Source organism: Sporolactobacillus sp. PKPK-6 (assembly GCF_056678885.1).
In genome coordinates this window covers 26,454-50,442 of the sequence record NZ_JBWXPA010000001.1, presented here as the reverse complement: position 1 = coordinate 50,442, position 23,989 = coordinate 26,454, and the positions used below count along the sequence as shown (strand labels likewise).

The 23,989-nt window shown below is 42.8% G+C and carries 22 protein-coding genes; 7 read left to right on the top strand and 15 right to left on the bottom strand.

Annotated features, from left to right (window positions below; genetic code table 11):
* Nucleotides 1-132: 132 nt before the first annotated feature.
* The 4 genes from AC1MBV_RS00245 to AC1MBV_RS00230 all read right to left on the bottom strand — a co-directional run bounded on the left by AC1MBV_RS00245 (nucleotide 133) and on the right by AC1MBV_RS00230 (nucleotide 4,434).
* Nucleotides 133-1,377 carry a dihydrolipoamide acetyltransferase family protein gene (locus AC1MBV_RS00245; protein WP_480947308.1) on the bottom strand — a complete coding sequence of 415 codons (1,245 nt, stop codon included), beginning with the start codon at nucleotides 1,375-1,377 and terminating at the stop codon, nucleotides 133-135.
* 84 nt (nucleotides 1,378-1,461) lie between these two features.
* Nucleotides 1,462-2,496 (bottom strand): alpha-ketoacid dehydrogenase subunit beta, encoded by a 1,035-nt coding sequence (locus tag AC1MBV_RS00240; protein ID WP_480947307.1) that lies wholly within the window; start codon nucleotides 2,494-2,496, stop codon nucleotides 1,462-1,464.
* 30 nt (nucleotides 2,497-2,526) lie between these two features.
* On the bottom strand, nucleotides 2,527-3,522 hold the full coding sequence (locus AC1MBV_RS00235) for a thiamine pyrophosphate-dependent dehydrogenase E1 component subunit alpha (RefSeq protein WP_255748006.1): 996 nt from the start codon (nucleotides 3,520-3,522) through the stop codon (nucleotides 2,527-2,529).
* Nucleotides 3,523-3,651: 129 nt separating this feature from the next.
* The gene (locus tag AC1MBV_RS00230) at nucleotides 3,652-4,434 is read right to left on the bottom strand and encodes an SDR family NAD(P)-dependent oxidoreductase (protein WP_480947306.1); all 783 of its coding nucleotides are present in this window, start codon (nucleotides 4,432-4,434) and stop codon (nucleotides 3,652-3,654) included.
* Nucleotides 4,435-4,747: 313 nt separating this feature from the next.
* Here AC1MBV_RS00230 and AC1MBV_RS00225 point away from each other — a divergent pair, with 313 nt between their 5' ends.
* On the top strand, nucleotides 4,748-6,010 hold the full coding sequence (locus AC1MBV_RS00225) for an ammonium transporter (protein ID WP_255748003.1): 1,263 nt from the start codon (nucleotides 4,748-4,750) through the stop codon (nucleotides 6,008-6,010).
* A gap of 192 nt (nucleotides 6,011-6,202) precedes the next feature.
* Here AC1MBV_RS00225 and rnz read toward each other — a convergent pair whose 3' ends face one another.
* Genes rnz through AC1MBV_RS00210 form a run of 3 tightly spaced genes read right to left on the bottom strand, consistent with a single transcriptional unit; the run spans nucleotide 6,203 to nucleotide 9,563 of the window.
* Nucleotides 6,203-7,138 carry a ribonuclease Z gene (rnz, locus tag AC1MBV_RS00220; RefSeq protein WP_255748001.1) on the bottom strand — a complete coding sequence of 312 codons (936 nt, stop codon included), beginning with the start codon at nucleotides 7,136-7,138 and terminating at the stop codon, nucleotides 6,203-6,205.
* Between the two features lie 57 nt (nucleotides 7,139-7,195).
* Nucleotides 7,196-8,407 (bottom strand): DNA polymerase IV, encoded by a 1,212-nt coding sequence (locus AC1MBV_RS00215; protein WP_480947305.1) that lies wholly within the window; start codon nucleotides 8,405-8,407, stop codon nucleotides 7,196-7,198.
* Nucleotides 8,408-8,441: 34 nt separating this feature from the next.
* On the bottom strand, nucleotides 8,442-9,563 hold the full coding sequence (locus AC1MBV_RS00210) for a M20/M25/M40 family metallo-hydrolase (protein ID WP_480948237.1): 1,122 nt from the start codon (nucleotides 9,561-9,563) through the stop codon (nucleotides 8,442-8,444).
* Nucleotides 9,564-9,737: 174 nt separating this feature from the next.
* Between AC1MBV_RS00210 and prli42 the strand changes: the two genes are divergently transcribed.
* Nucleotides 9,738-9,833: a stressosome-associated protein Prli42 gene (gene prli42 / locus AC1MBV_RS00205; RefSeq protein ID WP_480947304.1), complete on the top strand. Its 96-nt coding sequence runs from the start codon at nucleotides 9,738-9,740 to the stop codon at nucleotides 9,831-9,833.
* Here prli42 and AC1MBV_RS00200 read toward each other — a convergent pair.
* The 3 genes from AC1MBV_RS00200 to AC1MBV_RS00190 all read right to left on the bottom strand — a co-directional run bounded on the left by AC1MBV_RS00200 (nucleotide 9,830) and on the right by AC1MBV_RS00190 (nucleotide 12,673).
* The gene (locus tag AC1MBV_RS00200) at nucleotides 9,830-10,921 is read right to left on the bottom strand and encodes a sensor histidine kinase (RefSeq protein ID WP_480947303.1); all 1,092 of its coding nucleotides are present in this window, start codon (nucleotides 10,919-10,921) and stop codon (nucleotides 9,830-9,832) included. The two genes, prli42 and AC1MBV_RS00200, sit on opposite strands and share 4 nt — an antisense overlap.
* Complete coding sequence (locus AC1MBV_RS00195; protein ID WP_255747993.1) at nucleotides 10,918-11,592, bottom strand: response regulator transcription factor; 675 nt, start codon at nucleotides 11,590-11,592, stop codon at nucleotides 10,918-10,920. Before AC1MBV_RS00195 ends, AC1MBV_RS00200 begins: the two co-directional genes overlap by 4 nt.
* Before the next feature lie 163 nt (nucleotides 11,593-11,755).
* Nucleotides 11,756-12,673, bottom strand: a complete 918-nt coding sequence (locus AC1MBV_RS00190; protein ID WP_480947302.1) for a DMT family transporter — start codon at nucleotides 12,671-12,673, stop codon at nucleotides 11,756-11,758.
* 151 nt (nucleotides 12,674-12,824) lie between these two features.
* Between AC1MBV_RS00190 and AC1MBV_RS00185 the strand changes: the two genes are divergently transcribed.
* From AC1MBV_RS00185 to AC1MBV_RS00170, 4 genes are all read left to right on the top strand, one after another.
* The gene (locus tag AC1MBV_RS00185; RefSeq protein WP_480947301.1) at nucleotides 12,825-13,706 is read left to right on the top strand and encodes a LysR family transcriptional regulator; all 882 of its coding nucleotides are present in this window, start codon (nucleotides 12,825-12,827) and stop codon (nucleotides 13,704-13,706) included.
* 202 nt (nucleotides 13,707-13,908) lie between these two features.
* Nucleotides 13,909-15,177 (top strand): 3-phosphoshikimate 1-carboxyvinyltransferase, encoded by a 1,269-nt coding sequence (aroA, locus tag AC1MBV_RS00180; RefSeq protein WP_255747988.1) that lies wholly within the window; start codon nucleotides 13,909-13,911, stop codon nucleotides 15,175-15,177.
* The gene (aroC, locus tag AC1MBV_RS00175; RefSeq protein ID WP_255747987.1) at nucleotides 15,170-16,276 is read left to right on the top strand and encodes a chorismate synthase; all 1,107 of its coding nucleotides are present in this window, start codon (nucleotides 15,170-15,172) and stop codon (nucleotides 16,274-16,276) included. The genes aroA and aroC overlap by 8 nt, the downstream gene beginning before the upstream one ends.
* Nucleotides 16,273-16,563 (top strand): chorismate mutase, encoded by a 291-nt coding sequence (locus tag AC1MBV_RS00170; protein ID WP_255747986.1) that lies wholly within the window; start codon nucleotides 16,273-16,275, stop codon nucleotides 16,561-16,563. The genes aroC and AC1MBV_RS00170 overlap by 4 nt, the downstream gene beginning before the upstream one ends.
* Nucleotides 16,564-16,636: 73 nt before the next feature.
* Here the strand turns inward: AC1MBV_RS00170 and AC1MBV_RS00165 are convergent, their stop codons facing one another.
* The 5 genes from AC1MBV_RS00165 to AC1MBV_RS00145 form a co-directional block, all read right to left on the bottom strand.
* Entirely contained in the window at nucleotides 16,637-17,926 is a 1,290-nt protein-coding gene (locus AC1MBV_RS00165; protein WP_255747985.1) for a dihydrolipoamide acetyltransferase family protein, read from the bottom strand.
* A gap of 18 nt (nucleotides 17,927-17,944) precedes the next feature.
* The gene (locus tag AC1MBV_RS00160) at nucleotides 17,945-18,928 is read right to left on the bottom strand and encodes an alpha-ketoacid dehydrogenase subunit beta (protein WP_255747984.1); all 984 of its coding nucleotides are present in this window, start codon (nucleotides 18,926-18,928) and stop codon (nucleotides 17,945-17,947) included.
* Nucleotides 18,929-18,942: 14 nt separating this feature from the next.
* Entirely contained in the window at nucleotides 18,943-19,968 is a 1,026-nt protein-coding gene (locus AC1MBV_RS00155) for a thiamine pyrophosphate-dependent dehydrogenase E1 component subunit alpha (RefSeq protein ID WP_255747982.1), read from the bottom strand.
* The gene (lpdA, locus tag AC1MBV_RS00150; protein ID WP_255747980.1) at nucleotides 19,965-21,383 is read right to left on the bottom strand and encodes a dihydrolipoyl dehydrogenase; all 1,419 of its coding nucleotides are present in this window, start codon (nucleotides 21,381-21,383) and stop codon (nucleotides 19,965-19,967) included. Before lpdA ends, AC1MBV_RS00155 begins: the two co-directional genes overlap by 4 nt.
* 240 nt (nucleotides 21,384-21,623) lie before the next feature.
* Complete coding sequence (locus AC1MBV_RS00145; RefSeq protein WP_480947300.1) at nucleotides 21,624-22,607, bottom strand: DUF4003 family protein; 984 nt, start codon at nucleotides 22,605-22,607, stop codon at nucleotides 21,624-21,626.
* 187 nt (nucleotides 22,608-22,794) lie between these two features.
* Between AC1MBV_RS00145 and AC1MBV_RS00140 the strand changes: the two genes are divergently transcribed.
* Nucleotides 22,795-23,964, top strand: coding sequence for a mechanosensitive ion channel family protein (locus tag AC1MBV_RS00140; RefSeq protein WP_480947299.1), 1,170 nt, complete (start codon nucleotides 22,795-22,797; stop codon nucleotides 23,962-23,964).
* The last annotated feature ends 25 nt before the right edge of the window (nucleotides 23,965-23,989 follow it).

Sequence of the window (23,989 nt, the reverse complement as noted above, 5' to 3'; positions counted from 1 at the left end):
ATCCTCTTCCCTGTGAGTTCTGCAAAAAAAAAGGAAGCAGCCGTCGTTTACCCGGATCTGTTTCCTGCATAACATGACTCGTTTATTCTATTAAACTTATCTTATTTAATAAAAATCTCTTTACGCAAAAATTTAGAGTACCAATTTGAATGGTACTTCTAGATTTTGTTTAACCGTAGCTAAAAATGCGGCTGCCGGCGCTCCGTCAACTGCTCGATGATCAAAGGTCAAACTGAGCGGCATCATACTGCGTTTCTTTAGTTCATCGCCAAAGTAAACAGGCTGTTCACTTATCGTACCTACACCAAGTATACCTACTTCAGGAGGATTGATCACCGGTGTGAAGAAGCCGACGCCATAGGTTCCTAGTGAAGTAATGGTAAACGTTGATCCGCTTAACTGAAGCTGATTCAATTCCGAACCGCGTGCTTGCTTGCTCGCTTTGCGAATCTCGCGTGATATAGAACTCAATGATTTTTTGTCCGCGTCTTGAATGACCGGTACAACGAGTCCTTCATTAAGCGCTACCGCCACGCCAAGGTGAACGGCATCAAAAGTTGTAATCGTATCCCCTTCATAGATGCTGTTCATCGCTTTGTGTTCAAGCAAGGCGTTAATTGCTGCCTTGGCAATGAAATCAGTGATCGTTAAACGCACTTCATCATTAATTTGATACGCTTCACGCGCTTTTTTCTGGAAAGCTATCAGTTCTGTGACATCGACAGTGGTCTGCAGAGTCAATTGTGCTGTTGTCTGCAAACTGTTGAACATTCGATCTGAGATCACTTTACGCATTCCAGTAACTTTCTTTGCCGTTCCTATACTAAGTGATGATGGTGCAGGTGTTGGAGCAGGCTTAGATGTTTCAGCCGGCTGCTGAGCTTTTTTTGTCTGAGCCGCAGCAACATCGGCTTTTGTAATTCGTCCCATTGGCCCCGTGCCGGTAACGGTAGCTAAATCTATATTTTCGATTTTTGCTAAACGGCGAGCCGCAGGAGAAACACGAAGTCTCGGTTCTTCACCCTTCGCAGGCTCTGGAGCAGATTCTGCTGCAGGTGCAGGGGCTTCAGCAGCAACTGGAACATCTTGTTTCTTTTCCGGTGCTGGTGCAGATGCTTCTTCTGAATTAACTGTTTCCCCTGGAGCACCAATATATCCTAACGGGTGACCAATTGGAACAACATCGTCAACATCTGCTTCAATATCAATAAGGACGCCTTCTTCCGGCGCTTCCAGTTCTTTTTCAATCTTATCTGAACTAATTGAGACAACAGATTCGCCTTTTTTTACCGAATCCCCTTTTTGTTTCAACCATTCGACAACCGTTCCTTCTTCCATGCCCATGCCCATTTTCGGCATAATGATTTCTACCGCCATTTTTTCCTCGCTCCTTTCGGATAAACTCAGAAGGGATACTGAGATCAATTACGGAGCATCCCATTACTATAATTGCTGATTACTTTACACAGCTGAGAAAACTTTATCGCCTACCATAACACTGAATGCATCGATAATTTTCTCAGGTGTCGGCATATACAACTTCTCAAGCGGCGGAGAAAATGGTACTGGTGCATGAGGAGCAGTCACACGCTTAATTGGCGCATCCAGATAATCAAAGGCTTTATCACCGACGATCGCTGCGATATCCGTAGCTGCACTGCAACGAGGATAAGCTTCATCTACAATAATTAGTCGTCCCGTCTTCTTCACCGAATTGATAATCGTATCTTCATCAAGAGGTGATAAAGTTCTAGGATCAATAACTTCTGCTTCGAAACCTTTCTTCGCCAATTTGTCTGCAGCTTTTAAAGCGGTATATACTTGTTTTCCGAGGCCGACAATCGTCAAATCATTCCCAGCACGTTTGATTTCAGCTTTTCCGAATGGAATTGTATAGAAACCCTCGCCGACCTCGCCTTTCATTCCATAAAGAGTCTTATCTTCAAATACCACGACAGGGTCGTCATCAAAGATTGCGCTGAGCAGCAGTCCCTTCATATCATATGGATTGCTTGGTATGACTACTTTGATACCCGGAATATGTGTGAACAATGCGTAGAGGCTTTGCGAGTGCTGAGCCGCAGCGTTGAATCCGGCGCCGTCAATGGTTCGAATGGTCAGCGGTACCTTTGCTTTTCCTCCGAACATATAATGAAATTTTGCCGCTTGATTCATGACTTCATCTAAACAGCTGCCGATAAAGTCATTGAACATCAGCTCTGAAATAGGTCGTAATCCAGTTGCCGCTGCGGAAACAGCCGCGCCCATATATCCGGATTCAGCAATTGGCGTATCAATTACACGATCACGGCCGAATTCCTCTACAATTCCTTTTGTAACTCCGAAAACACCGCCCCATGCGCCTTGATCCTGCAAATGATCAACTTCCGCACCGCCTGCGACATCTTCGCCGATTAAGATAACATCATCATCTTTACGCATTGCAACTCGAATTGCGTCATTAATTGCTTCTGAATAACTCATTTTAACTGCCATTGCGAGCACCTCCAGATTTATCCAATCGATTTAATATGAGACATAGACATCGGTGGTGACTTCTTTATCATCAGGGAATGGACTTTCCTCACTAAATCGAACCGCCTCATCGATGGCTGCCTTGACTGAATCATCAAGTCCCTTGATTTCTTCAGCCGACAAAATTTTGTTTTTCTTTAAGTAGCCCTGAAATCTGAGAATAGCGTCGTCATCAGTAACTGCCTTTTGTTGTTTTTCTTTATCTTTATATGATTGCGTATCGCCTTCAAAATGTCCGAAATCGCGATAGGTCATGCATTCAAGAATCGTCGGGCCTTCACCTTTGCGTGCACGTGCAACTGCCTTTCCTGCAGCGTCATACACGGCAGTCAGATCTTTTCCGTCCACCGTTTCTCCTGCAATTTTATATACCTTGGCAAAATTTGCAATTGAATCAGCTGCTGCTGCGTATTCAAATGTAGAAGCTTCACCGAATCCGTTATTTTCGCATACGAAAATAACGGGAAGTTTCCAGATGGCAGCCATATTCACTGCTTCGTGGAACGTTCCGTGGTTGCTTGCTCCATCGCCGAAGAAGCAGACGGCAACATCATTCGTTTTCTTTACTTTGGCTGTTAGTCCCGCACCGACCGCCAGCGGCAGTCCCGCGCCTACAATACCATTGGCACCGAGCATGCCTTTTGATACATCCGCAATATGCATGGAACCTCCCTTACCCTTGCAGAGACCGGTTGCTCGTCCGTAGATCTCAGCCATCATTCCGTTCAAATCACAACCTTTTGCGATACAATGTCCATGTCCGCGGTGGGTACTTGTGATACTGTCATTGTCTGTCAGGTGAGCACAGACTCCGACAGCAACGGCTTCTTCGCCTGCATACAAGTGAACAAAACCCGGTATCTCACCCTTAGCGAAGATTTCATGTACAGCAGTTTCAAATTGGCGAATCTCTTGCATTTTCGTATAAATCCATTTTGCTTTCTCAACGGTCATGTCTTTAGCGGATGCTTGTGTTTCAGTTTGCATTCTGACTCCTCCCGTCATTTAGCGCTTACAAAATTGAACGCGCAATAATGTAAGCGTTTTCTTACAAATCAATAATACACTTTTTGCACGTAATATGCAAAATATATAGATTGTCACTGAAAAAAATGCCTACTTCATATTAATAATACGTCCGAAAATCTTCTCAAATACTCCGGGCATTAACTGATACAGCTTTGCACCTATACCCATATACCAAGGAAGATTAATTTCCCGCTTATTTTTTTCAATTCCACTGATCACTTTTTCCGCTACGGTACGTGCATCAAGCATAAAACGTCCTGCATTTTTCAAATAATGTCCTGAAGGATCCGCAATATTTAAAAACGGCGTACGAATCGGTCCGGGATTTACAACAATTACGCGTATGCCGTCCTTCAATGTTTCCATCCTCAATCCATTTGAGAAACCGATGACCGCATGCTTTGTTGCACCATAGACGACCGATTTTGATGTCGTAATGATTCCTGCAAGTGATGCAATATTAACGATACATCCGTGTTTTTGCCGAACCATTGATGGAAGAGCAGCCTGTGTACAGTGAATGAGTCCATGTACATTGACCGCAAGCATTTGATCAATCACGTCGCTTCCCATTTCCGAAAAAAATTGAAATTTTCCAACTCCGGCGCAGTTAATCAGTATGTCAATATGTTGGAAACGCAAAACAATTTTTTCAAAAATCAAGCGAATCGAATTGATGTCAGTTATATCCAATGAATAGTAATCAGCCGAACCGCCTTCAATATTAATTTGTCTCTGCAATTCAGCTAGTTTTTCTACATTGCGAGCAAGCAGCACAACCTGAGCTCCCTTTGAAGCAAATAAACAGGCAAGTTCACGTCCAACCCCACTTGAAGCACCAGTAATAACAATTATTTTCTTTTGAAACATGATGAATACTCCCTTAATGTCGAATCCTCATTTATTACAAATACTATTATAAATAATAGTACATTCAATAGATAACAAATGTTAGCCCCGTCTTATCGCCTAGATCAATTTAATCATTATAAATCACCTAAAGTGAAGCAAAATATGTCGAACTTCGCAGAATTATAGGAAAAAGGGCTTGCAAAATAGTAACAAAAATGCCGAAATTGAAAAGGCTTACATAAATAAATGAATATTTTTAATATTTAGTTGTAACTTTTACTGACATGATATGTTATAATTACTTCATCATAAAAAAGGGGGCATCAACTTAATGAAAGCAACAGATGCTATAACAGTAAGTTTGGATTCTTTATGGGTAATGGTTGCAGCAATTTTAGTTCTCCTTATGCAAGCCGGATTCGCATTTCTTGAAGCAGGATCACTGCGAAGCAAGAATGCGGGCCACATTACAGGAAAGCAGATTATTACACTCGGCGTTTCCTCAATTGTTTTCTGGGCAGTAGGTTATGGGGTCGCTTTTGGCGATGGTAATGCATTTATCGGTACTTCTAAATTTTTCTTGAGCGGCATCCCGAGCGGCGCTGATTCAATTTTCTTCCTCTTCCAGCTCGCATTCGCCGCTGTATCGCTGGCAATTGCTTGGGGCGGTTTTGCAGAACGTGCCAAGTTGTCTGTGTACTTCGTATTCGGAACGATTTTCGTTGCGATCATTTATCCGGTAGTTGGTCACTGGGTATGGGGCGGCGGCTGGCTGTCCACTCTTGGCATGCAGGATTTCGCTGGATCAACAGTCGTTCACCTTCAAGGTGCAACGGCAGCATTAGTTGGTACATTGCTTCTCGGACCTAGAATCGGCAAGTTTGTCGATGGAAAAGCAAAAACAATTCCGGCACACAGTATTCCATTTGTATATCTTGGTACATTTATTCTTTGGATCGGCTGGTTTGGATTCAACGCCGGCAGTACCGTTTCAACAGGTGTAGCAACATCTGGTTATGGTCAATTCTTCGGTTATGTAGCTTTGACAACGAACCTAGCAGCAGCAGCTGGCGCACTTGGTGCTCTGTTCGCAGCAATGCTTATTTCTAAAAAGGCAGATATCGGTGCAATGTGCAACGGTGTTCTTGCCGCACTCGTTGCGATCACAGCATCTTGTGCGTTTGTTGAACCTTGGGCAGCAATTGTCATTGGCGCAGTTGCCGGTGCATTCACTTACTGGACTTCAATCTTCCTTGAAAGCAAAGGTCTTGATGATCCGATCTATGCCTTCTCTGTACACGGCATCTCTGGTGTTATCGGTACTCTTTCAACTGGTTTCTTCGCAGCTCCTAAGCTTGTTGCACTCGCTGGTGTTGGTAAAGCCGGACTCTTCTATGGCGGCGGTTTCCACCAATTAGGCGTTCAAGCACTCGGCGTTATCGCAGCATTCGCTTTTGTTGCTGTTGCTTCGCTGATTGTACTCTCAATCATGAAAGCAACCATGGGTCTCCGCGTATCTGCTGAGGCTGAAAAAGCAGGTCTTGATATCAGCGAACACGGTGCATATGGTTACGGTGAAACAGAAGCAAAGTAATCTGTTTACTTAATGAACGATCAACATACATGAAAAATAAGGCTCCCACATTTGGGAGCCTTATTTTTGCTTATAAAAAAGGACAAGAAACAAATAACAAACGCAGCAATGAAAACGGATGTCATCATTATATCCTCACCCTCACCGACTTGTGTGAAATTCTTCAACACATCGAGTAAGATTTTTGAATGATCAATGCCGTGATGGGTGCTTTAATTCATAAGTCCACAAATCATGAGCGAGAAAAGTTAATGGAAAAACTGCTTTTGCTTCATTAAGCAGTGCTGATTGTTCCCTTTTTTGATATCTTGAACTTAAATGAGAGAGAATCAGAGCTTTTGCCTCCGCTTTATTTGCCGTTTCAGCAGCTTGCAGTGACGTAGAATGGTGATAATCATGAGCAAGCTGATCACAATCTCCACTAAACGTCGCTTCATGAATAAGCAAATCAGCATTTTTCGCAAGAAGCAAAGACGTCTCACAGGGCCTCGTGTCGCCTAAGATGGTAATCGTTCGCCCTTTACGTTGTTTTCCGATGAAATCAGCTGTATCTAGAACTTTTCCATCCGGTAGCATAACATTCTCTTGTTCCTTTATCTGCTTATAAATAGGACCCGGACGCACGCCTATATCGATCAGCTTGTCCACCAGCAACTCTCCGGGCTGATCTTTTTCAGTGATCCGATAACCGTATGTTTTGATGCCGTGATCCAGTTCGCCTGCATCCACAATAAAATGATCATTTTCATACACTATGTTTTCTGAATTAATTTCATGTACAGTAACCGGATAATAGAGATGCGTTCCGGAAACACGAAGTGATGTTTCAACATATTCCTTCAATCCCTTCGGACCGATGAGTGTCAACGGCGTAAGCGCTCCCTGAAAAGACCGACTGCCAAGAATTCCCGGCAACCCGAAGAGATGATCTCCATGCAAGTGGGTGACGAAGATAACTGACAGCTTTGTTAATTTAACAGAGGTATAAAGAATTTGCCGCTGAGTCCCCTCACCACAATCAAAAAGCCATAAATCTCCATCATATTCTGGAAAACTGACAGCGAGCGACGTAACATTTCGTTCTTTCGCCGGCATTCCCGCACCTGTTCCTAAAAATGTAAACCTCATTCTATCCAATCCACCTTTTATACCCTTACTACACTAAATTTTTCAACGATAATACTCTTAATTTCCAAATGAATCTCCCATTCGTTTCTTATCAAGTAGGCGCGTTGCCGGCAGCAACGTTTCTTCTCCAAATTGGTCGTTGATTTGATCAATTAAATTGACAAGCTGCTCTGATTGGGCATCTTTCTGGTATGAAAACAGATCAAGTTGTTTCGTTGAGTCACTGACTGACTGAAAAGAAGCAAGCGTGATACCAAGCAGTCGAACATCATTGCCTTTCCAATTTGAACGAAAGACTGAGAACGCAAGGTTCTCAATTTCTTCCAAGCTCCTCAACGGTTGTACTGTTGTTTTATGTCGCGTAACCGTTGTCCAATCATGATAACGTATCATCAAAATAAGTTCATAGCTTGCCACATGCTCTTTTTTTAATTGAAGCGCTAGCTTAGTCGAAAGCTGATGCAAGGTATCTTGAATAATTTTCATTGATCGTGTGTCCTGAGACAGCGTGACAGAATGTCCGATGCTTTTATAACGATCCCAAGCCTCTGGATCGACAAGACGATCGTCTTGTCCATTTGCCAATTCAAAAAGTCTGCGTCCATTCGTTCCAAAATGCCGTTCAACTAGAACCGGATCATGATTTGCAAGATCACCAATTGTCAGTATGCCTTCTGAGTTAAATTTTTGTTCTGTTTTCGGTCCGACACCATGCATTTTACCAATAGGCAACGGCCATAATAGATCCGCCAACTGTCGCTTTCTGATAACTGTTATGCCCATGGGTTTCTTCATATTAGACGCCATTTTTGCGAGAAATTTATTAGGTGCGATACCAATACTGCATGGCAAACGAAGCTCATCGCCAATCCTGTTTTGAATCGTGCCGGCAAGCTTCAATGGATGTATTTTATTCAAAGCACTCACATCAAGGTAACCTTCATCAATGGATGCTTTTTCAACTAAAGGAGTATATTCTTTAAGCATTTCGAATAATTGATCCGAAGTTCGTCGATACAAGGAAAAATCAGGATGACGTACAATGAGGTCAGGACACAGCTTTCGTGCTTCACGAACTGTCATGGTCGTCCGCACCCCTCTTTTTCTTGCCTCATAGCTGCTCGTTACAATGATACCATGCCGCTCCTCCGTTTTACCGGCGATGGCGAGCGGCTTTTTTTTAAGTTCCGGATGGTTGGCAATTTCAACTGAGGCATAAAAACTGTTCATATCGATATGAAAGATAATCCTTGCACTTGCCATCGCCATTAATCGCCTCTTCGTACGTCATTCTTTCTTAAGATTAATCTTTTTCAATTGCTTGATCAACTAGAGCAATGACAAGCTCAGTTGTCTTTATGAGTTCCTTAATTGCTATTTTCTCTTTGACTGTGTGAATGTTTTCATAGCCGACACCCAAGTTTATCGTTGGTATTCCTTTACCGCAAAGTACATTGGCATCGCTTCCTCCGCCGCTTTGGAGCATATGCGGTGTTCTGCCAACTGCTTCAATCGCCTTTGATGCGAGCTGGACCACTGCATCCTCACTGCCGAATTTGTATCCCGGATACATGAATTCAGCATGAACCTCTGCTTTTCCTCCCATTTTCATGGCGGTATCTTTGAAAGCCTCAGTCATTTTTATAATCTGATTATCCATTTTTTCTTTGACAAGTGATCGAGTTTCTGCAATCACCTTCACGTAATCACAGACAATATTTGTCGCTTTACCGCCTTCAAAACTGCCGATATTCGCTGTTGTGTCATTGTCGATCCGACCGAGCGGCATTTTAGCAATGGCTTTAGCTGCCAATGTAATTGCCGATACTCCTTTTTCAGGTTCAATGCCGGCGTGTGCAGTCTTCCCATATAAATCAACGATGAATTTCGTTTGAAATGGAGCTGCTACTACCACATCTCCTACCGGTCCGTCACTGTCCAATGCAAAGCCATAATCAGCATGGACCAGAGACATGTCAAGCGCTTTTGCTCCGAGCAAGCCGGATTCCTCGCCAATCGTAATGATGAACTGAACATCGGCATGTTCGTGCTGCTCCTCGATCATTACTTGAATTGCCTCCAGAATCGCTGCTATACCGGCTTTATCATCCGATCCGAGAATCGTTGTCCCATCTGAGGTGATGTAACCATTTTCAATTAATGGTTTAACACCTTTTCCCGGAAGAACCGTATCCATATGTGTACCAATGAAAATGGGAGTACCTGTTTTCGTTCCATGCAACGTGCAAATGAGATTATTTGCTCCATGACCCGTTGCATTTTTTGCCTGATCTTCTTTAACATCGAGTCCGAGTTCAAGAAGTTTTTTTTTCAGAACCTCATAGATTTTCCCTTCAAAACCAGTTTCCGAATCAATGCTGACTAATTCACAAAAATTCGTGATCAGACGTTCTTCATTAATCAATCCACTCACTCATTTCATCATTATTTCTGTAAAAATTACCTTTATTTCGTTTTGCCTGTTTCTCTTTTGTTATAATAACATACTGTTCATTCAATTTTGTTCAGTCGATTGAAAAGTCTGCTTATGATCAACTATAATGGACAAGAACTCACTAGGAAAGGAACGGTCTTATCTATGTCGAAGAAATTATTTAAAGTCGTTGTCTATCTCATGATCGGCGCACTTGTCCTATCAAGCATTTCCGTTTTTATCATTGCACTTGTCAATTAATTAGTGCTTTGGGACTTTGTTTCTGCCTTTTCCAACCATATAGAAAAAGTTGTCCCTTTTCCATAGTCGCTGCTTACACGAATTTCTCCTTGATGAACATCTATAATTTTCTTCACAATAGAAAGGCCTAAACCACTGCCGCCTTCACGACTGGTTCGCGAGCGGTTTCCTTTATAGAATCGTTCGAAAAGATGAACAAAATCCTCTTTTTTAATGCCCATTCCTGTGTCTGACAATTGGAAGAGAATACGACCACTCTGCTCTTTTAATAAAACACTGATCTTCCCTTCAGTGGGAGTGAATTTAATACTATTTTGAATTAAATTCATCCAAACCTGATTCATTAATTCACTGTCTGCATGAATCATAACCGGTTCTAATTTAATATCTAGATTCAATTTCTTACTGCTCCATTGAGGTTCAAGTGCGAGCAGGCATGATCTTATTTGTCGATCCGGATGATAATCAGTCATGTACATCGGGTGCTTCTCATTTTCAAGTGCTGTCAATTTTAATAAATTATCGCTTAATTTCGAGAGACGATCTGTTTCTGTTTGAATGATCTTTAAGTAATGATCTTTCTTTTCCTTCGGCAGCTGATCATTCTCCAATGCACGTGCGAATCCTTTAATCGAAGTCAGCGGCGATTGAATCTCATGGGAAACATTCGAAATAAACTCTTGCCGCACACGTTCCAGCTGTCCCAGTTCCTTCGCCATATAATGAACGCTGTCTACAAGCTGGACAAAAGGATTATGTCGGTTTTTTTCTTCCGTAGGAAGCGGAATGTTAAGCTCTATTTCGAAATTTCCCTTCGCCATCTGTCTAATCGCTTGGGAAATCGTCTGAAAGTAATTAAATCTTTTTGGCTTAATGTACTTTCCAACCTGAGTCATGACAAAGCCCATTAAAATGACACCAAGGAGTCCACTCACAACATGAATAAGAAGCGGATGGACATGAATTTCAAAATGATTCGTGACCGAATCAATCAACAGATAAAAAAGAATCCAGAACAGACTCAGTACTAATAAGAACAAAATGCCAAAACAGTGCACTTTGAATTTATTCCAAGGATATCTTTTCATAATAACTCTTCCAATCGATATCCGAGTCCACGTACTGTTTTTATTTCAAATCCGCATTTATCAGTGACAAAACGTTCACGAAGTCGTTTCACATGAACATCAATCGTGCGTTCATCCCCCTCGTAATCATAACCCCAAATATTTTCAATGAGGTCATCTCGAGTGAACGTTCGACCTGGCGCTCCAGCAAGCATAAACAGCAATTCAAATTCCTTCATTGGGATCATAATTGAATCGTTTCCATTAATAATGGTATACGATTTTCGATCTAAAACCAGTTTTCCTATGCGCAGGGTTTGCGAGACGGATACCTGATAGCGCCTCAGCAAAGCTTTCACACGCATAACAAGCTCAATCGGTTCAAATGGTTTTACGAGATAATCATCAGCTCCAAGCTCAAAACCCTTAACTTTCTGCATTGTCTCTCCCTTTGCTGTAAGCATTAAAATCGGAGTTTTTTTGGACTTGCGCACTTCACGGCAGAATGCCCATCCGTCCATCTCAGGCATCATAATATCCAATATAATGAGCACAACAGAATCATCATCAAGTATTCTTAGCGCTTCTCTTCCATTTTCTGCTTCAATGCAGGGCAAATTTTCACTTTCAAGAAACACAGTCACTAGCTCGCGAATATGCGGATCGTCATCAATAACGAGAATTTTGTTCATTGGTTTTTCGACTCCTTTTCACACAACATTCTTCTCTAATAGTGTGCATGTGAACTATGAACAGAAAATGAATCGATTGATATGTACGATGATAAAAATTATAATGCATAGTTGTTCCAAATGCATCCCGCAAATCGTGCGCCTGCCTATTTTGCCTAAACAATTACTTATCAGGACGGCTGTGCTTTTTAAACAGAGAGACAGCAAACCATGCACGAGGCATTTTGCGATCATTACCAATTTTGATTTCCATGATGACGATACTAAGTAAAACAAGCACGGCTCCGATTGATGCCTGAACAGATAACCGTTCTCCGACAAACAAATAGGCAAACAGCGCTGCAAATACGGGCTCTAATGAAAAAATAAGCCCTGCGTGGAGATCCGAAGTAAACTTTTGTGCTATGTTTTGCAGCAAATAACCGACTGCACTGCATAGAATGGCCAGACCAAGAACAGAAGTCCATGCCGCCAGGGTTGCAGGCAGCTGAAACGGCTCTAAGATCAGGGCAAGCAGTAAGGACAGAACGCCGGTGAACCCCATCTGCCAGATACTGAACGCAAGTGCGGGCACTTGCTTACCGACATGTCCGGCAAGAATAATATAGCCTGCATTGAATAACGCACCAATAATACAGAACAAATCACCACTGCTGAGCATGAGTGAGGAGGTACCTGTTAAAAGAAAAATACCAATTAACGAGACACCTGCTCCCGTCATCACGCGTCTTGGTGGCAGATGTCGCGTGATCAGCGCATGAAGAATCGGAACAAAGATGACCGTAAGACTATTCAAGAATCCCGCCTTTGACGCGGATGTTGTTAGCATTCCGAACATGAGAAATGCAAAAACGCCGAGAAGCATCAGACTTTGCAGCAAGCTATAAACCAGTGTTCTGAAATCTGTATGAAAAAGTGCACGATGGAAAAATAAAGCCATGATGACAAAAGCAATGAAAAAACGCAGTGCAATAAAAGTAAAGACCCCCAAATCATCCAGCCCGGTTTTCATAAACAAATAAGAAGTGCCCCAAAGAACGGTAACAAGGACAAGCATCCAGTCTGCTTTTTTTTGATTCATGCCTCTTCACCTCGATTCGATCATTTTCTTCATCAGTATAAAGGACGTATTGTCATTAATAAAATGAATCTTTATAATATAACAAATGAAATATTTTCATCATGAGGTGATGTCTCACATGGTTTATAAACAAACATGAGGAGGAGCACGAATGAGTCTCATTAAATATCAAATTTTTTCCAAAGTGGCTCAGCTGCACAGTTTTACGCGAGCGGCTGAACAGCTCGGATTGACGCAATCAGCGGTTAGCCACGCCATTTCCGGGCTTGAGCAGACCTTTGGTTTTTCATTGATCCATAGAGGGCGTTCTGCCATCACCTTAACTCGCGAAGGCAACCTGATGCTTCCGAATATCAATGCCGTATTGCAGTTGGATGAAGGTGTTCGCCAGGAAGCTTCATCCATTCTCGGTGTCATAAAGGGAACTGTGTCTGTGGGCAGTTTCAATAGTGTCTCCATTCATATCCTGCCACAAGTGATTCAGCAGATGGAGACGCATTATCCATTAATAAAAATCCGCCTTTTCGATGGGAATTATGAAGAAATTGAACAGGCACTGTTACGCGGTGAACTTGACTGCGGATTTGTAACAAAAATGGAAATTAAATCTGTCCGGGTCACACCAATTAAAAAAGATCGTATACTTTGCATTGTGTCGCCGAAAAGTCCGCTCTATAATCAAAAGACAGTCGCTTTTAAGCAGATTGAAGACGAACCCTTTATCATGCCGGCGTACGGTGGATATCACGAAATTAAACGTTTGTTATCTGAGCACCATTGCTCACCTAATGTTCGGTTTGAACTTATGGAAGAGAATGCAATACTCGCCATGGTCGCACATCATCTCGGGATTAGTATCCTTCCGGAACTTGTTCTTCCAGAAAACATTGAGCCGCTTCGAGCAATTCCATTTACTGTTGACAGTTTTCGAACAATCAGGCTTGCTTCTCGAGTTCCCACATCACCAGCTGCCAAATGTTTCGCAGATATTGTCCTTGAAGTCATAAAAGACAATGAATCTGCAAATCGATAGAATAAAACATTACATGAAAACAAGTCTTTATTGACAGATATTTTTGAAGCACTTAAAATTTATTTTAATTGATTCTCATTCAAATAAAGAATGAACACTTATCCTTTAAAGAGAGTTACCTCTCTTTTTTGTTTTTAAAGAATTAAAAGCGATTATCGCCGGCCCCAATGATCAATGAAAATAGTTAGGGAGATAAACATTGATGCATATTTCAGCAGATTCACTCAATGGTACTGTTGTTGTCCCACCTTCGAAAAGCTACGCACACCGAGCAATCATGGCAGCCTCACTGGCTCAAGGCACAAGTTTGATTCAAAATGTCGGACTATCCGAAGATATTACGGCTACTATAAATGCAATGCAGGCTTTTGGGGCACGAATCAGTTCCCCCCCTTTGTATAAGGAAAGAACTTCACTGACAATTACCGGAATTTCATCTCAATTTAATGGCACGGTTCCCACAATTGATTGTCATGAATCAGGATCAACGTTACGCTTTGTTCTTCCTGTAGCGCTTGCGTTATGCGGAGAAGCACTTGTTACAGGCAGCGATCGATTAGCACAACGTTCACTGACGCCCTATCAATCGCTCTTCGCTGAGAAAAAAATACGATGGCAGCAGATACCCAAGCAGTTTCCAATACATTTAAAAGGAGCATTGCATCCAGGCGACTTTCCCATCTCAGGAAGTGTCAGTTCTCAGCTTATTTCGGGATTAATGTTCGCACTTCCCTTACTTGATCACCCATCAGTAATTCGTATTACCGACTCATTGGAATCAAGCGGGTATGTGACCATCACTCGGGATGTACTCAGTCAATTCGGCATAGCAATTAAAGAAGACGGACGTTCCTTTTTAATAAATTCAGAACCCTACCGATCGAACACCTATACTATTGAAGGAGACTGGTCTCAGGCTGCTTTTCTTCTGCTAATGGGCGTGCTTGGCGGTCGGATTACCATACGCGGCTTAAACCGGGACAGTAAGCAAGGGGACCGCGCCATTAAGTCGATCCTCACGTCAATGAATGGACAGATTTATTGGAACGACGATGAATTAATTGCTGAGAAATCAAAATTAACAGCAACAACAGTGGACGTCGCACAATGTCCTGATCTTGCACCAGTAATAGCAGGAGCTATGGCATTAGCCGATGGAAAAAGTGTCATAAAAGGCGGAAAACGTCTTCGCGACAAAGAATCGGATCGAATCACTAGTGTAGCAAATGCATTGAATTCGTTGGGAGCAGATGTCACGGAGACTGAAGACGGTATGATTATTCGCGGTGTTCCCTTCCTTCGGGGAGGATCCGTTTCATCTCACAACGATCATCGACTTGCCATGCTTCTTACATCTCTTTCAGTGATCGTACACGGTCGGATTCATTTGCAAGAAGCACATGCCGTCGCAAAATCATGGCCGGATTTTTATCACGTATTTCAAACAATTGGAGGGTGCTGTAATGAGTAGTTGTTGGGGAAATCTAATGAAATTAACTATTTTCGGTGAATCACACGGACCTGCTATCGGCGGTGTGATTGATGGCCTCCCCTCTGGAATATCAATTGATTTTGATCAAGTAAATTTCCATATGAAGCGCCGTGCACCGGGCCTTCATCGGTGGTCAACACAGCGACATGAAACGGACACTTGGGAAATACTCAGTGGTATGTTTCAGGGTCGGACAACAGGTACCCCGCTCGCCTTTCTCATTCGCAATCATGACCAAAAGTCTAAAGCGTACGCGGAATTAAATATTATTCCGCGTCCAAGTCATGCAGATTATACAGGAAACGTACGCTATCACGGCTTCCAAGATTATCGAGGCGGCGGTCATTTTTCCGGTCGACTGACTGCCCCTTTGGTCTTTGCGGGATCTATTGCTCGTCAGTTGTTGGAAAATCAAGGAATTCATATCGGTGCTCATATTCGTTCAATTGGCAAAATAAATGACTCTCCTTTTGATCCGATTCATCCTTCAAGCGAGTTGATGAAGGAAGTGGCGAAAAAACAGTTTCCAGTCATTAATGATTCTTCAGGAGAGAAAATGAAAGCACTGATTGAAAAGGCTCGAATGGATTGTGATTCTGTCGGCGGTGTAATTGAAGCAGCAGCAAGCGGAGTCCCCGCAGGTATCGGCTCACCGATCTTTGATGCACTGGAAAGTGTACTTTCCTCAATTCTGTTTGCCATTCCCGCAGTGAAGGGTGTCTCTTTCGGAGACGGTTTCGGAATCAGCAACCTGCGTGGCAGTGAAGCAAATGATCCATACGAGAAGATGAACAAGGACGGTAAACTTGTTACAAGCAGTAATCACAACGGAGGAATATTAGGCGGCATTACGAGCGGTATGCCTTTATTGCTGAATGTAGCGGTGAAACCCACCGCTTCGATTGCCAAACCGCAACAATCAATTAACATGGACAACGGGGAACAAACCGAATTGAACATCAAAGGCAGACATGATCCATGCATTGTCCCGCGTGCGGTCCCAGTTGTCGAAGCGGCAACTGCCTTTGCCTTACTCGACACAATGATTCAAAACAGAGGATTGGAGCACTGGCTATGACCGATATGCAAAGACTTCGCCAGGAAATTGATAAAATCGACGAACAGTTAAGCTGTCTCCTTAATCGGCGTATGATGATTGCACGATCCGTTGCTCAATATAAAATAGATCATAATTGCTGCGTACTTGATACGGAGCGTGAAAATGAAATTATTCACAAAGCATGTGAACGAAGTGCGTGTGATGAACTAAAGCCCTATCAGGAACTTTTTTTCAAACAGTTGATGACACTCAGCCGAGATTACCAGAAAACATTTATCAAACTACAAAAGCAAATAAAAAAATAAAATAAGTAAAATCCCCTTGTCTTTGTTCCGAAACAAAGACAAGGGGATTTTCAATACATATTTATTTTAATTATCAATATATAGGTGTGTTCTCTGGGTTAATATTTTCCAGCAATTCTTTCACTCGTGCAAGGAAACGGCCGGTAATCAGTCCATCCAGTACGCGATGATCGATGGAAATACAGAGATTGACCATGTCTCGGATCGCGATCATGTTATTGACAACAACCGGTCGTTTGACGATGGATTCAATCGAGAGAATCGCTGCCTGCGGATAATTAATAATCGGCTGTGACTGAATTGAACCAAATGATCCCGTATTATTGACCGTAAATGTTCCTCCTTGCATGTCATCAGGAGATAATCGATTTTCACGAACATTAGCAGCAAGTTCATCTACCGCAAATGCAAGGCCTTTAATACTTTTTTCATCGGCATTCTTAATCACAGGCACATAGAGCGCCTCATCTGCTGCAACGGCAAGTGAAATATTTACTGCCTTTTTTTCTATAATCTTGTCGCCGGCCCATGTACTGTTAATGCGTGGGAATTCTTTCAGTGCAGCGACGATTGCTTTGATAAAAAAGGGCAGATAGGTCAATTTATGACCCTCTTTCTTAAGAAAAGCACCTTTGATCTGATTTCGGTAGTTCACCAAATTCGTAACATCCACTTCAATCATCGTCCATGCATGCGGAATTTCGTGCTTGCTTCGAAGCATGTTCGATGCAATTGCTCGGCGAACGCCTGTCAAAGCGACAACATGATCTCCCGCTTCGTTTTCAAAAGTTTTTGGAGCATGAACTGCAGGTTTTGCAGCTTCCTTAGCGACTGCTTCGGAAAAACACCCTGCTGCAGACGGCTGAGGAACATGCATATCAGATGGAGATTCACTTGTGTGTTCTTCAGGGACGGATGCGATATAGAGTTCAACATCCTTACGTGTAATTCGTCCGCTTCTGCCCGTTCCGGCTATCTGATCCAAATCCAGATCATGTTCCTGAGCGAGTCTCAAAACAGCAGGTGAATAACGTCTCTTCATTGATGTATCCTGTTGTTCCTCTTTTTGAGCAGCTTTTCCTGCCGTATTCTTGACCAGCTTTTCAACGGCCGGTTCTGCTCCTTCGACTTCGATGGTACAAATTGGCTCGCCAACGGGCAATGTATCTCCTTCACCCACAAGAAGCTCCGTAATTTTCCCGGAAAAACTTGATGGAATTTCCGCATTGACTTTGTCTGTTGTTACTTCTGCAATCGGATCATACTTGTTTACCGTATCTCCGACTGAAATCAGCCATTGGCTAATCGTACCTTCAGTCACACTTTCTCCTAACTGAGGCATCGCCATTTGTTCGACACTCATTCTGCTGCCCCCATCCTGTTAAAATTCAGCTAAATCTCGGATTTCATTTTCCACTTGTTCAGGTTTAACCATAAATGCTTGTTCCAAAGGTCCGGCATAAGGCATGGCCGGTGCATCTGGGGCAGCCAGTCGTCTGATCGGCGCATCTAAGTCGAACAAGCAGTTTTCAGCAATAATTGCCGCTGCCTCGCTGATCACACTGCCTTCCTTTGTGTCTTCAGTAAGAAGCAATACTTTACCGGTTTTTCGCGCTGCATCAATGATTGCTTCCTTATCCAAAGGATAGACAGTACGAAGATCCAGGATATGTGTTGAAATACCTTCAACAGCAAGCTTATCAGCAGCCTGCATTGCATAATGCACCATCAGGCCATAGGTGATCACCGTGACATCGGTACCGTCGCGTTTTACATCTGCCTTACCAAGCGGAATCGTATAATCATCAACCGGAACCTCGCCTTTAATCAGCCGATATGCACGTTTATGTTCAAAGAAGATCACCGGATCATTATCACGAATCGATGCCTTCAGGAGTCCTTTGACATCATAAGGTGTTGACGGAATCACAATTTTAAGTCCCGGAACATTGGCAAAAATCGCTTCCATTGATTGTGAATGATAAAGACCGCCATGCACACCGCCGCCAAATGGAGCACGAATCGTCATCGGAACAGACCAATCATTGTTTGAACGATAGCGCGTTTTCGCCGCTTCGGAAATGATTTGATTCGCTGCCGGGAGCATAAAGTCGGAAAACTGCATTTCAGCAACAGGACGCATACCATACATTGCTGCTCCGATTCCGACCCCGGCAATTGCTGATTCGGCAAGCGGTGTATCGATCACGCGATTCTCTCCATATTTGTCATATAAACCCTTCGTAGCTTGGAACACTCCGCCGCGTTTTCCAACGTCCTCACCAAGAACGAACACATTTTCATCTCGACTCATTTCTTCATCTAACGCCTGAGTCACGGCTTCAATATACGAAAGTACAGGCATATGCTCTCTTCCCTTCAGTTCTTTTCCTCATATACGTACCGCAAAACAGAATCAGGATCAGCGAACGGCGCATTTTCTGCATAATCAGTCGCTTCGTCAATTTCCTTGCGTACCTGATCTTCCATTTGTTTTTCTCGTTCTTCTGTAAGGACACCGACAGATCGCAAATAAGCGGCAAAAGTAAGAACACCGTCATGTTTCTTTGCTTCATCGACTTCTTGCTTCGTCCGATAGGTCATGTCATTATCATCACTGGTATGCGGCATTAAACGATAGCAGTTTGCTTCAAGCAGAGTCGGTCCTTCTCCACGGTGAGCGCGATCAGCTGCTTCTTTGACCGCCGCGTATGCAGCGAGCGGGTCATTGCCATCAAACGACTTTCCAAACATGCCATAACCGACCGCGCGATCAGAGACATGAGCACATGCCAATTGATGCTTTAATCCCACAGAAATCGCATATTGATTATTTTCACACATAAAAATAACCGGCAGTTTATGAACGGCCGCAAAATTAGCTGCTTCATGAAAATCACCTTGGTTTGATGAGCCTTCACCAAAATCAACAAAGCTGACAAGATCGTCTCCTTTAATTTTAGCCGCGAGTGCTATTCCGACTGCGTGAGGATTCTGAGTTGTCACCGGTGACGAATGACTGAGCATCCGCAGCTTTCGATAGCTGAAATGACCCGGCATCTGGCGTCCTGCAGAACTCGGATCTTCTGCTTTGGCAAAGTTATTGAGCATCATTTCTTTGACCGTCATTCCCCAAGCAAAAACAAAACCAAAATCACGATAATACGGTGCAACATAATCCTTCTCACGGTTCAAGCCGAATGCAGCGCCAACCTGGGCCGCTTCCTGTCCTTGGCATGACACAACAAAAGGAATCTTCCCGGCTCGATTAAGCAGCCAAAGCCGTTCGTCCACTCTTCTTGCTTTCAGCATACTCTCATACATTGACAAAACAACTTCATCGGATAGTCCTAAATTTTGATGACGGTTTTTCACTAACGTATCTCCACTTTTTGCTTTAATCATATATGAATCGCCCTCCCGTCTACCGCTAATGCGGCTTCTCCGATCACTTCTGTTAATGTTGGGTGCGGATGGATCGCTTCTGATAATTCCCATGGAGTCGCATCAAGTAATTTTGCTACAGCAGCTTCTCCGATCAAGTCCGTCGCATGCGGCCCGTAAATATGAATACCTAAAAGATCATTAGTCGTTTTGTCGGCAATAATTTTTGCAAAGCCATCGGATTCACCGTAAACAAGCGCTTTTCCAATTGCTCCGAACGGTACCTTTCCAACCTTGACAACGTGTTCCTTCTTCGCTTGTGCCTCTGTCAATCCGATCGAAGCAATTTCCGGATGCGTGTAAATGCAACGCGGTACAAGTTCCGGATGAAGCGGCTCAACTGAAAGTCCTGCTAAATGTTCAACAGCCTTTATACCCTCATGTGAAGCAACGTGTGCAAGCTGCAGTCCGCCGATCACATCACCGATGGCATAGATATGCGATTCCTTCGTTTGGCCGAAGGCATTTGTCTTAATATAACCATGATCCGTTTCAATTGATGTATTCGCTAGACCAATATCCTCGGTATTTGGCATCCTGCCTACAGACACGAGCATTTTCTCAGCTGTAAAGGTTTCGAGTTGGTCGCCAATTTCTGCACTGATTGTTACTCTATCCGTTTTCTTCAATGTTTCAGGAAGTACCTTTGCTGCAGTCACAACCTTAATGCCACGCTTCTTCAAGCCTCGTGCAAGCGTGATTGAAAGTGTTTTGTCTTCTGTAGGAATGATTCGGTCGCTGTACTCAACGATCGTCACCTCTGCGCCGAAGTCTGCCAGCATTGAAGCCCACTCAACTCCGATGACCCCGCCGCCGACTATCAAGATTGAGGCTGGACATGCCTGCAGCTGCAACGCTTCATCCGATGTCAGTATTTGTTTTCCGTCAATGTCTAGTCCTTTTAATGAGCGGGGCCTTGATCCCGTTGCAATAATTACATTTTTCGACGTTAAAATTTCATTTTCCTTTCCATCGGCAAATTCAACAGATATTGAACCGGGAAGTGGTGAAAAAATCGAGGGTCCAAGCATCCGCCCCAGTCCGTTATAGACATCAATTTTCCCCTTTTTCATCAAATGCTGAATGCCGTGGTGCAGCTTTTCTACAATTGCTTGCTTTCGTTCTTGAATTTTTTCGAAACGGAGTGCAACTTCAGAAACATCAATACCGAATGAACTGCTTTTCTTGATTTCATCGTATACTTCAGCGCTTCTGAGCAGCGCCTTCGTCGGGATGCATCCTTTATGGAGGCATGTGCCGCCAAGTGCATCTTTTTCGACAATGGCGGTTTTTAATCCAAGCTGGCTGGCGCGGATCGCCGCAACATAGCCGCCTGTTCCACCACCTAATAGGACCAGGTCATAATTTTGGGCCATAAAAAAAGTCACTCCTTATTCTTGCATGACCTATCTACGTTCAGATTTTAAAAAGGTTTCATTCATCATGACTTTATAAAAACAGTGACAGCAACTTGCATGTACTTTATTTTCTAACGATTATTTTACTCTTGTTTCAAGATAGGTACAAATAATACGATATTGAGGAATTAAATAGTCTCCCCAAGAAACAGCAAAGATGCCATTGGCGTTTCTCAAGTACTCCAGACATTTTTATAATTAATTTCCGCTGTTTGATGCGGCGGCTGCACTTGTAGATGCGGCAATAGCTGCGGCGCTAGCCGCTTGTTGAGCACGAATCACCATCTCGGTCATGACAAGCAAACTTGGATCAATTGATTTTTGTTTTTCCTCACCGTTCAACACTTCATTTACAAATAGACTAGCCGCTGTTTGAAAGTAAAGATCTTTGCCGACAAACAGAGTAAGCTTCTTGTTTCTTATTTGTTGATAGAATTCAATCACTTGTCCAGCTGCTTCGTTTTCATTGGCAAGCAAAGCAAGCACACCATACATCGGAAAACAGCTGGCTCTAAGACGCATGCCTTGATCTTCCATTGCCGACTTGATTTGTGCAGCTTTCCGAGCGAGTCTTAAGCTGCTTCCCTCAGAAATATAGGCAAGGAGACAAGCGAGCGTCTGGAGGTCATCGCATTTTCTAAATCCATTCTCATTCAAATGGGTATAAATCCGTTCCTCTTTTTCAACAAGTTCATTCGTGTCCTCTTCAAGCTGGGCAAGAAGCACAATAAGTGATACATCATTTTTATTTGTTAAGAACGGATGCTTTTTCTTTAATAATTTGTACAATGAAAAAGCCTTTTCCGAAATTTGAAACGCCTTGGAGGGATCCATTCCGGCAAGTATGGCTGCCGCTATGTAAGTCTGTTGCTGACGAGTAAATCCTGCTTTAACGAGATAGCCATAAATTACCCGAACAAAATCAGGTTCTGCTTGTTTTTGAATGAGCATGGCATTAATACAATAACGAATTTCACGACTAAGCACGGTGAACCACCCGGTCGCACCTTTCATTTGTTCATCGACACGGTAAAATGCCGCCGTATCAAAACGAACACCTGAAGCCGTATAAATCGATGCGAGGATTAGCCGCGTATTCGCCGAAGTCATTTTTAACTGTTTTGTCAGTAAATCCATATTTTTTTCGAGCAGGTTTAATTTATCGTCAAGCATCAGATTCATTTCATCACGCTCCAGTACCCATTTAACAGTACATATATGGTACCATATTTTTATAATGAACATCATGTTATGGCTTTTCGATTGATACAATCCCCTCAATAATCTTTTAGAACATGCTGTATAAACTTGGTCACATTTTTTCGTCATTTCTTAATTTTGAATGAACGTAGATGATAAATTCCATGCTATGATAGAAATAAAAAAGATTTTCGGAGTGAATAAAGTGGAACAACTGAACTGGATACTTAAAATAACATGGCTGGACGGGCTCATTTCAATAGGGATTTTTCTTGTCTTCTTCTTTGCCCGCGAGCTTTTTTCTAAATATTTTCTTAAACTCGTTACGCGGCTCTCAAAATTGAGCAAAACCCCCGTTGACGATGCACTGATCGGCGCATTCCGCAGGCCCGTTGCTTTTATTCTTTTCTTTGCTGGTATTTATTTGGCACTTATGTACTTGCCGATGCCGCATCAATGGAAATCCATTGCTACACTGCTTTTTAAGTCATCGGCAATCTTTTCGATTGGCTGGGGCTTTTTCATTTTTTCAGATGCGATTGGGATCTTCTTCCATCATATGGGAGATCGCTATGATCTTCAGTTCAATACAATTGTCATTCCATTTCTTGCCAAAATCATGAAATTCATTGTCGTTGTCTTCACGATTGTAATGATTCTTGATCAGTGGAATTATCATGTAACCGGGTTGATCACCGGCCTTGGAATCGGTGGACTCGCGATCGCCATGGCAGCAAAAGATACATTAAGCAATTTATTCGGAGGATTTGTGATCATCACCGATGCCCCATTCACAATCGGCGATTTAATTCAAATGGGTTCAATCGAAGGATTTGTTGAAGATATTAATTTCAGATCAACCCGAATTCGAACAATGGATCAGGCAATTGTCACGGTTCCAAATTCTACACTTGCTAATTCACCGATTACCAATTTGTCTAAAATGGATAAACGGCGGATATCATTTAATTTACCGCTCGATCTTGAAACAACGAATGAACAAATTAAGCGATGCCTTGGACAAATCAGACAAATGCTGCTAAACGATTCTGAGGTGTATGAAGATCGCAAACTGATTTATCTCGATAAAATTACGTCAAGCAGCATGAATCTGCTCGTTGATTTCTATATCAAGTCGATCGATGCAGAGGAATGGCTGAAGGAGAAGGAAAAATATACGTATGCAATATTAGAGATTCTGCAAAACGAAGGGGTAGAACTGGCAACAACGCGCTCTCTAATGGTTGTTCCGTCACAAAATAATCAAGAACAGCCTGATACACACAGAGATGACAAAAATCAAACTGAACGTGAACAAAGATCTCGCTCGCGTGAATAGTTGCAAGCATTTAACGTTATTTTTC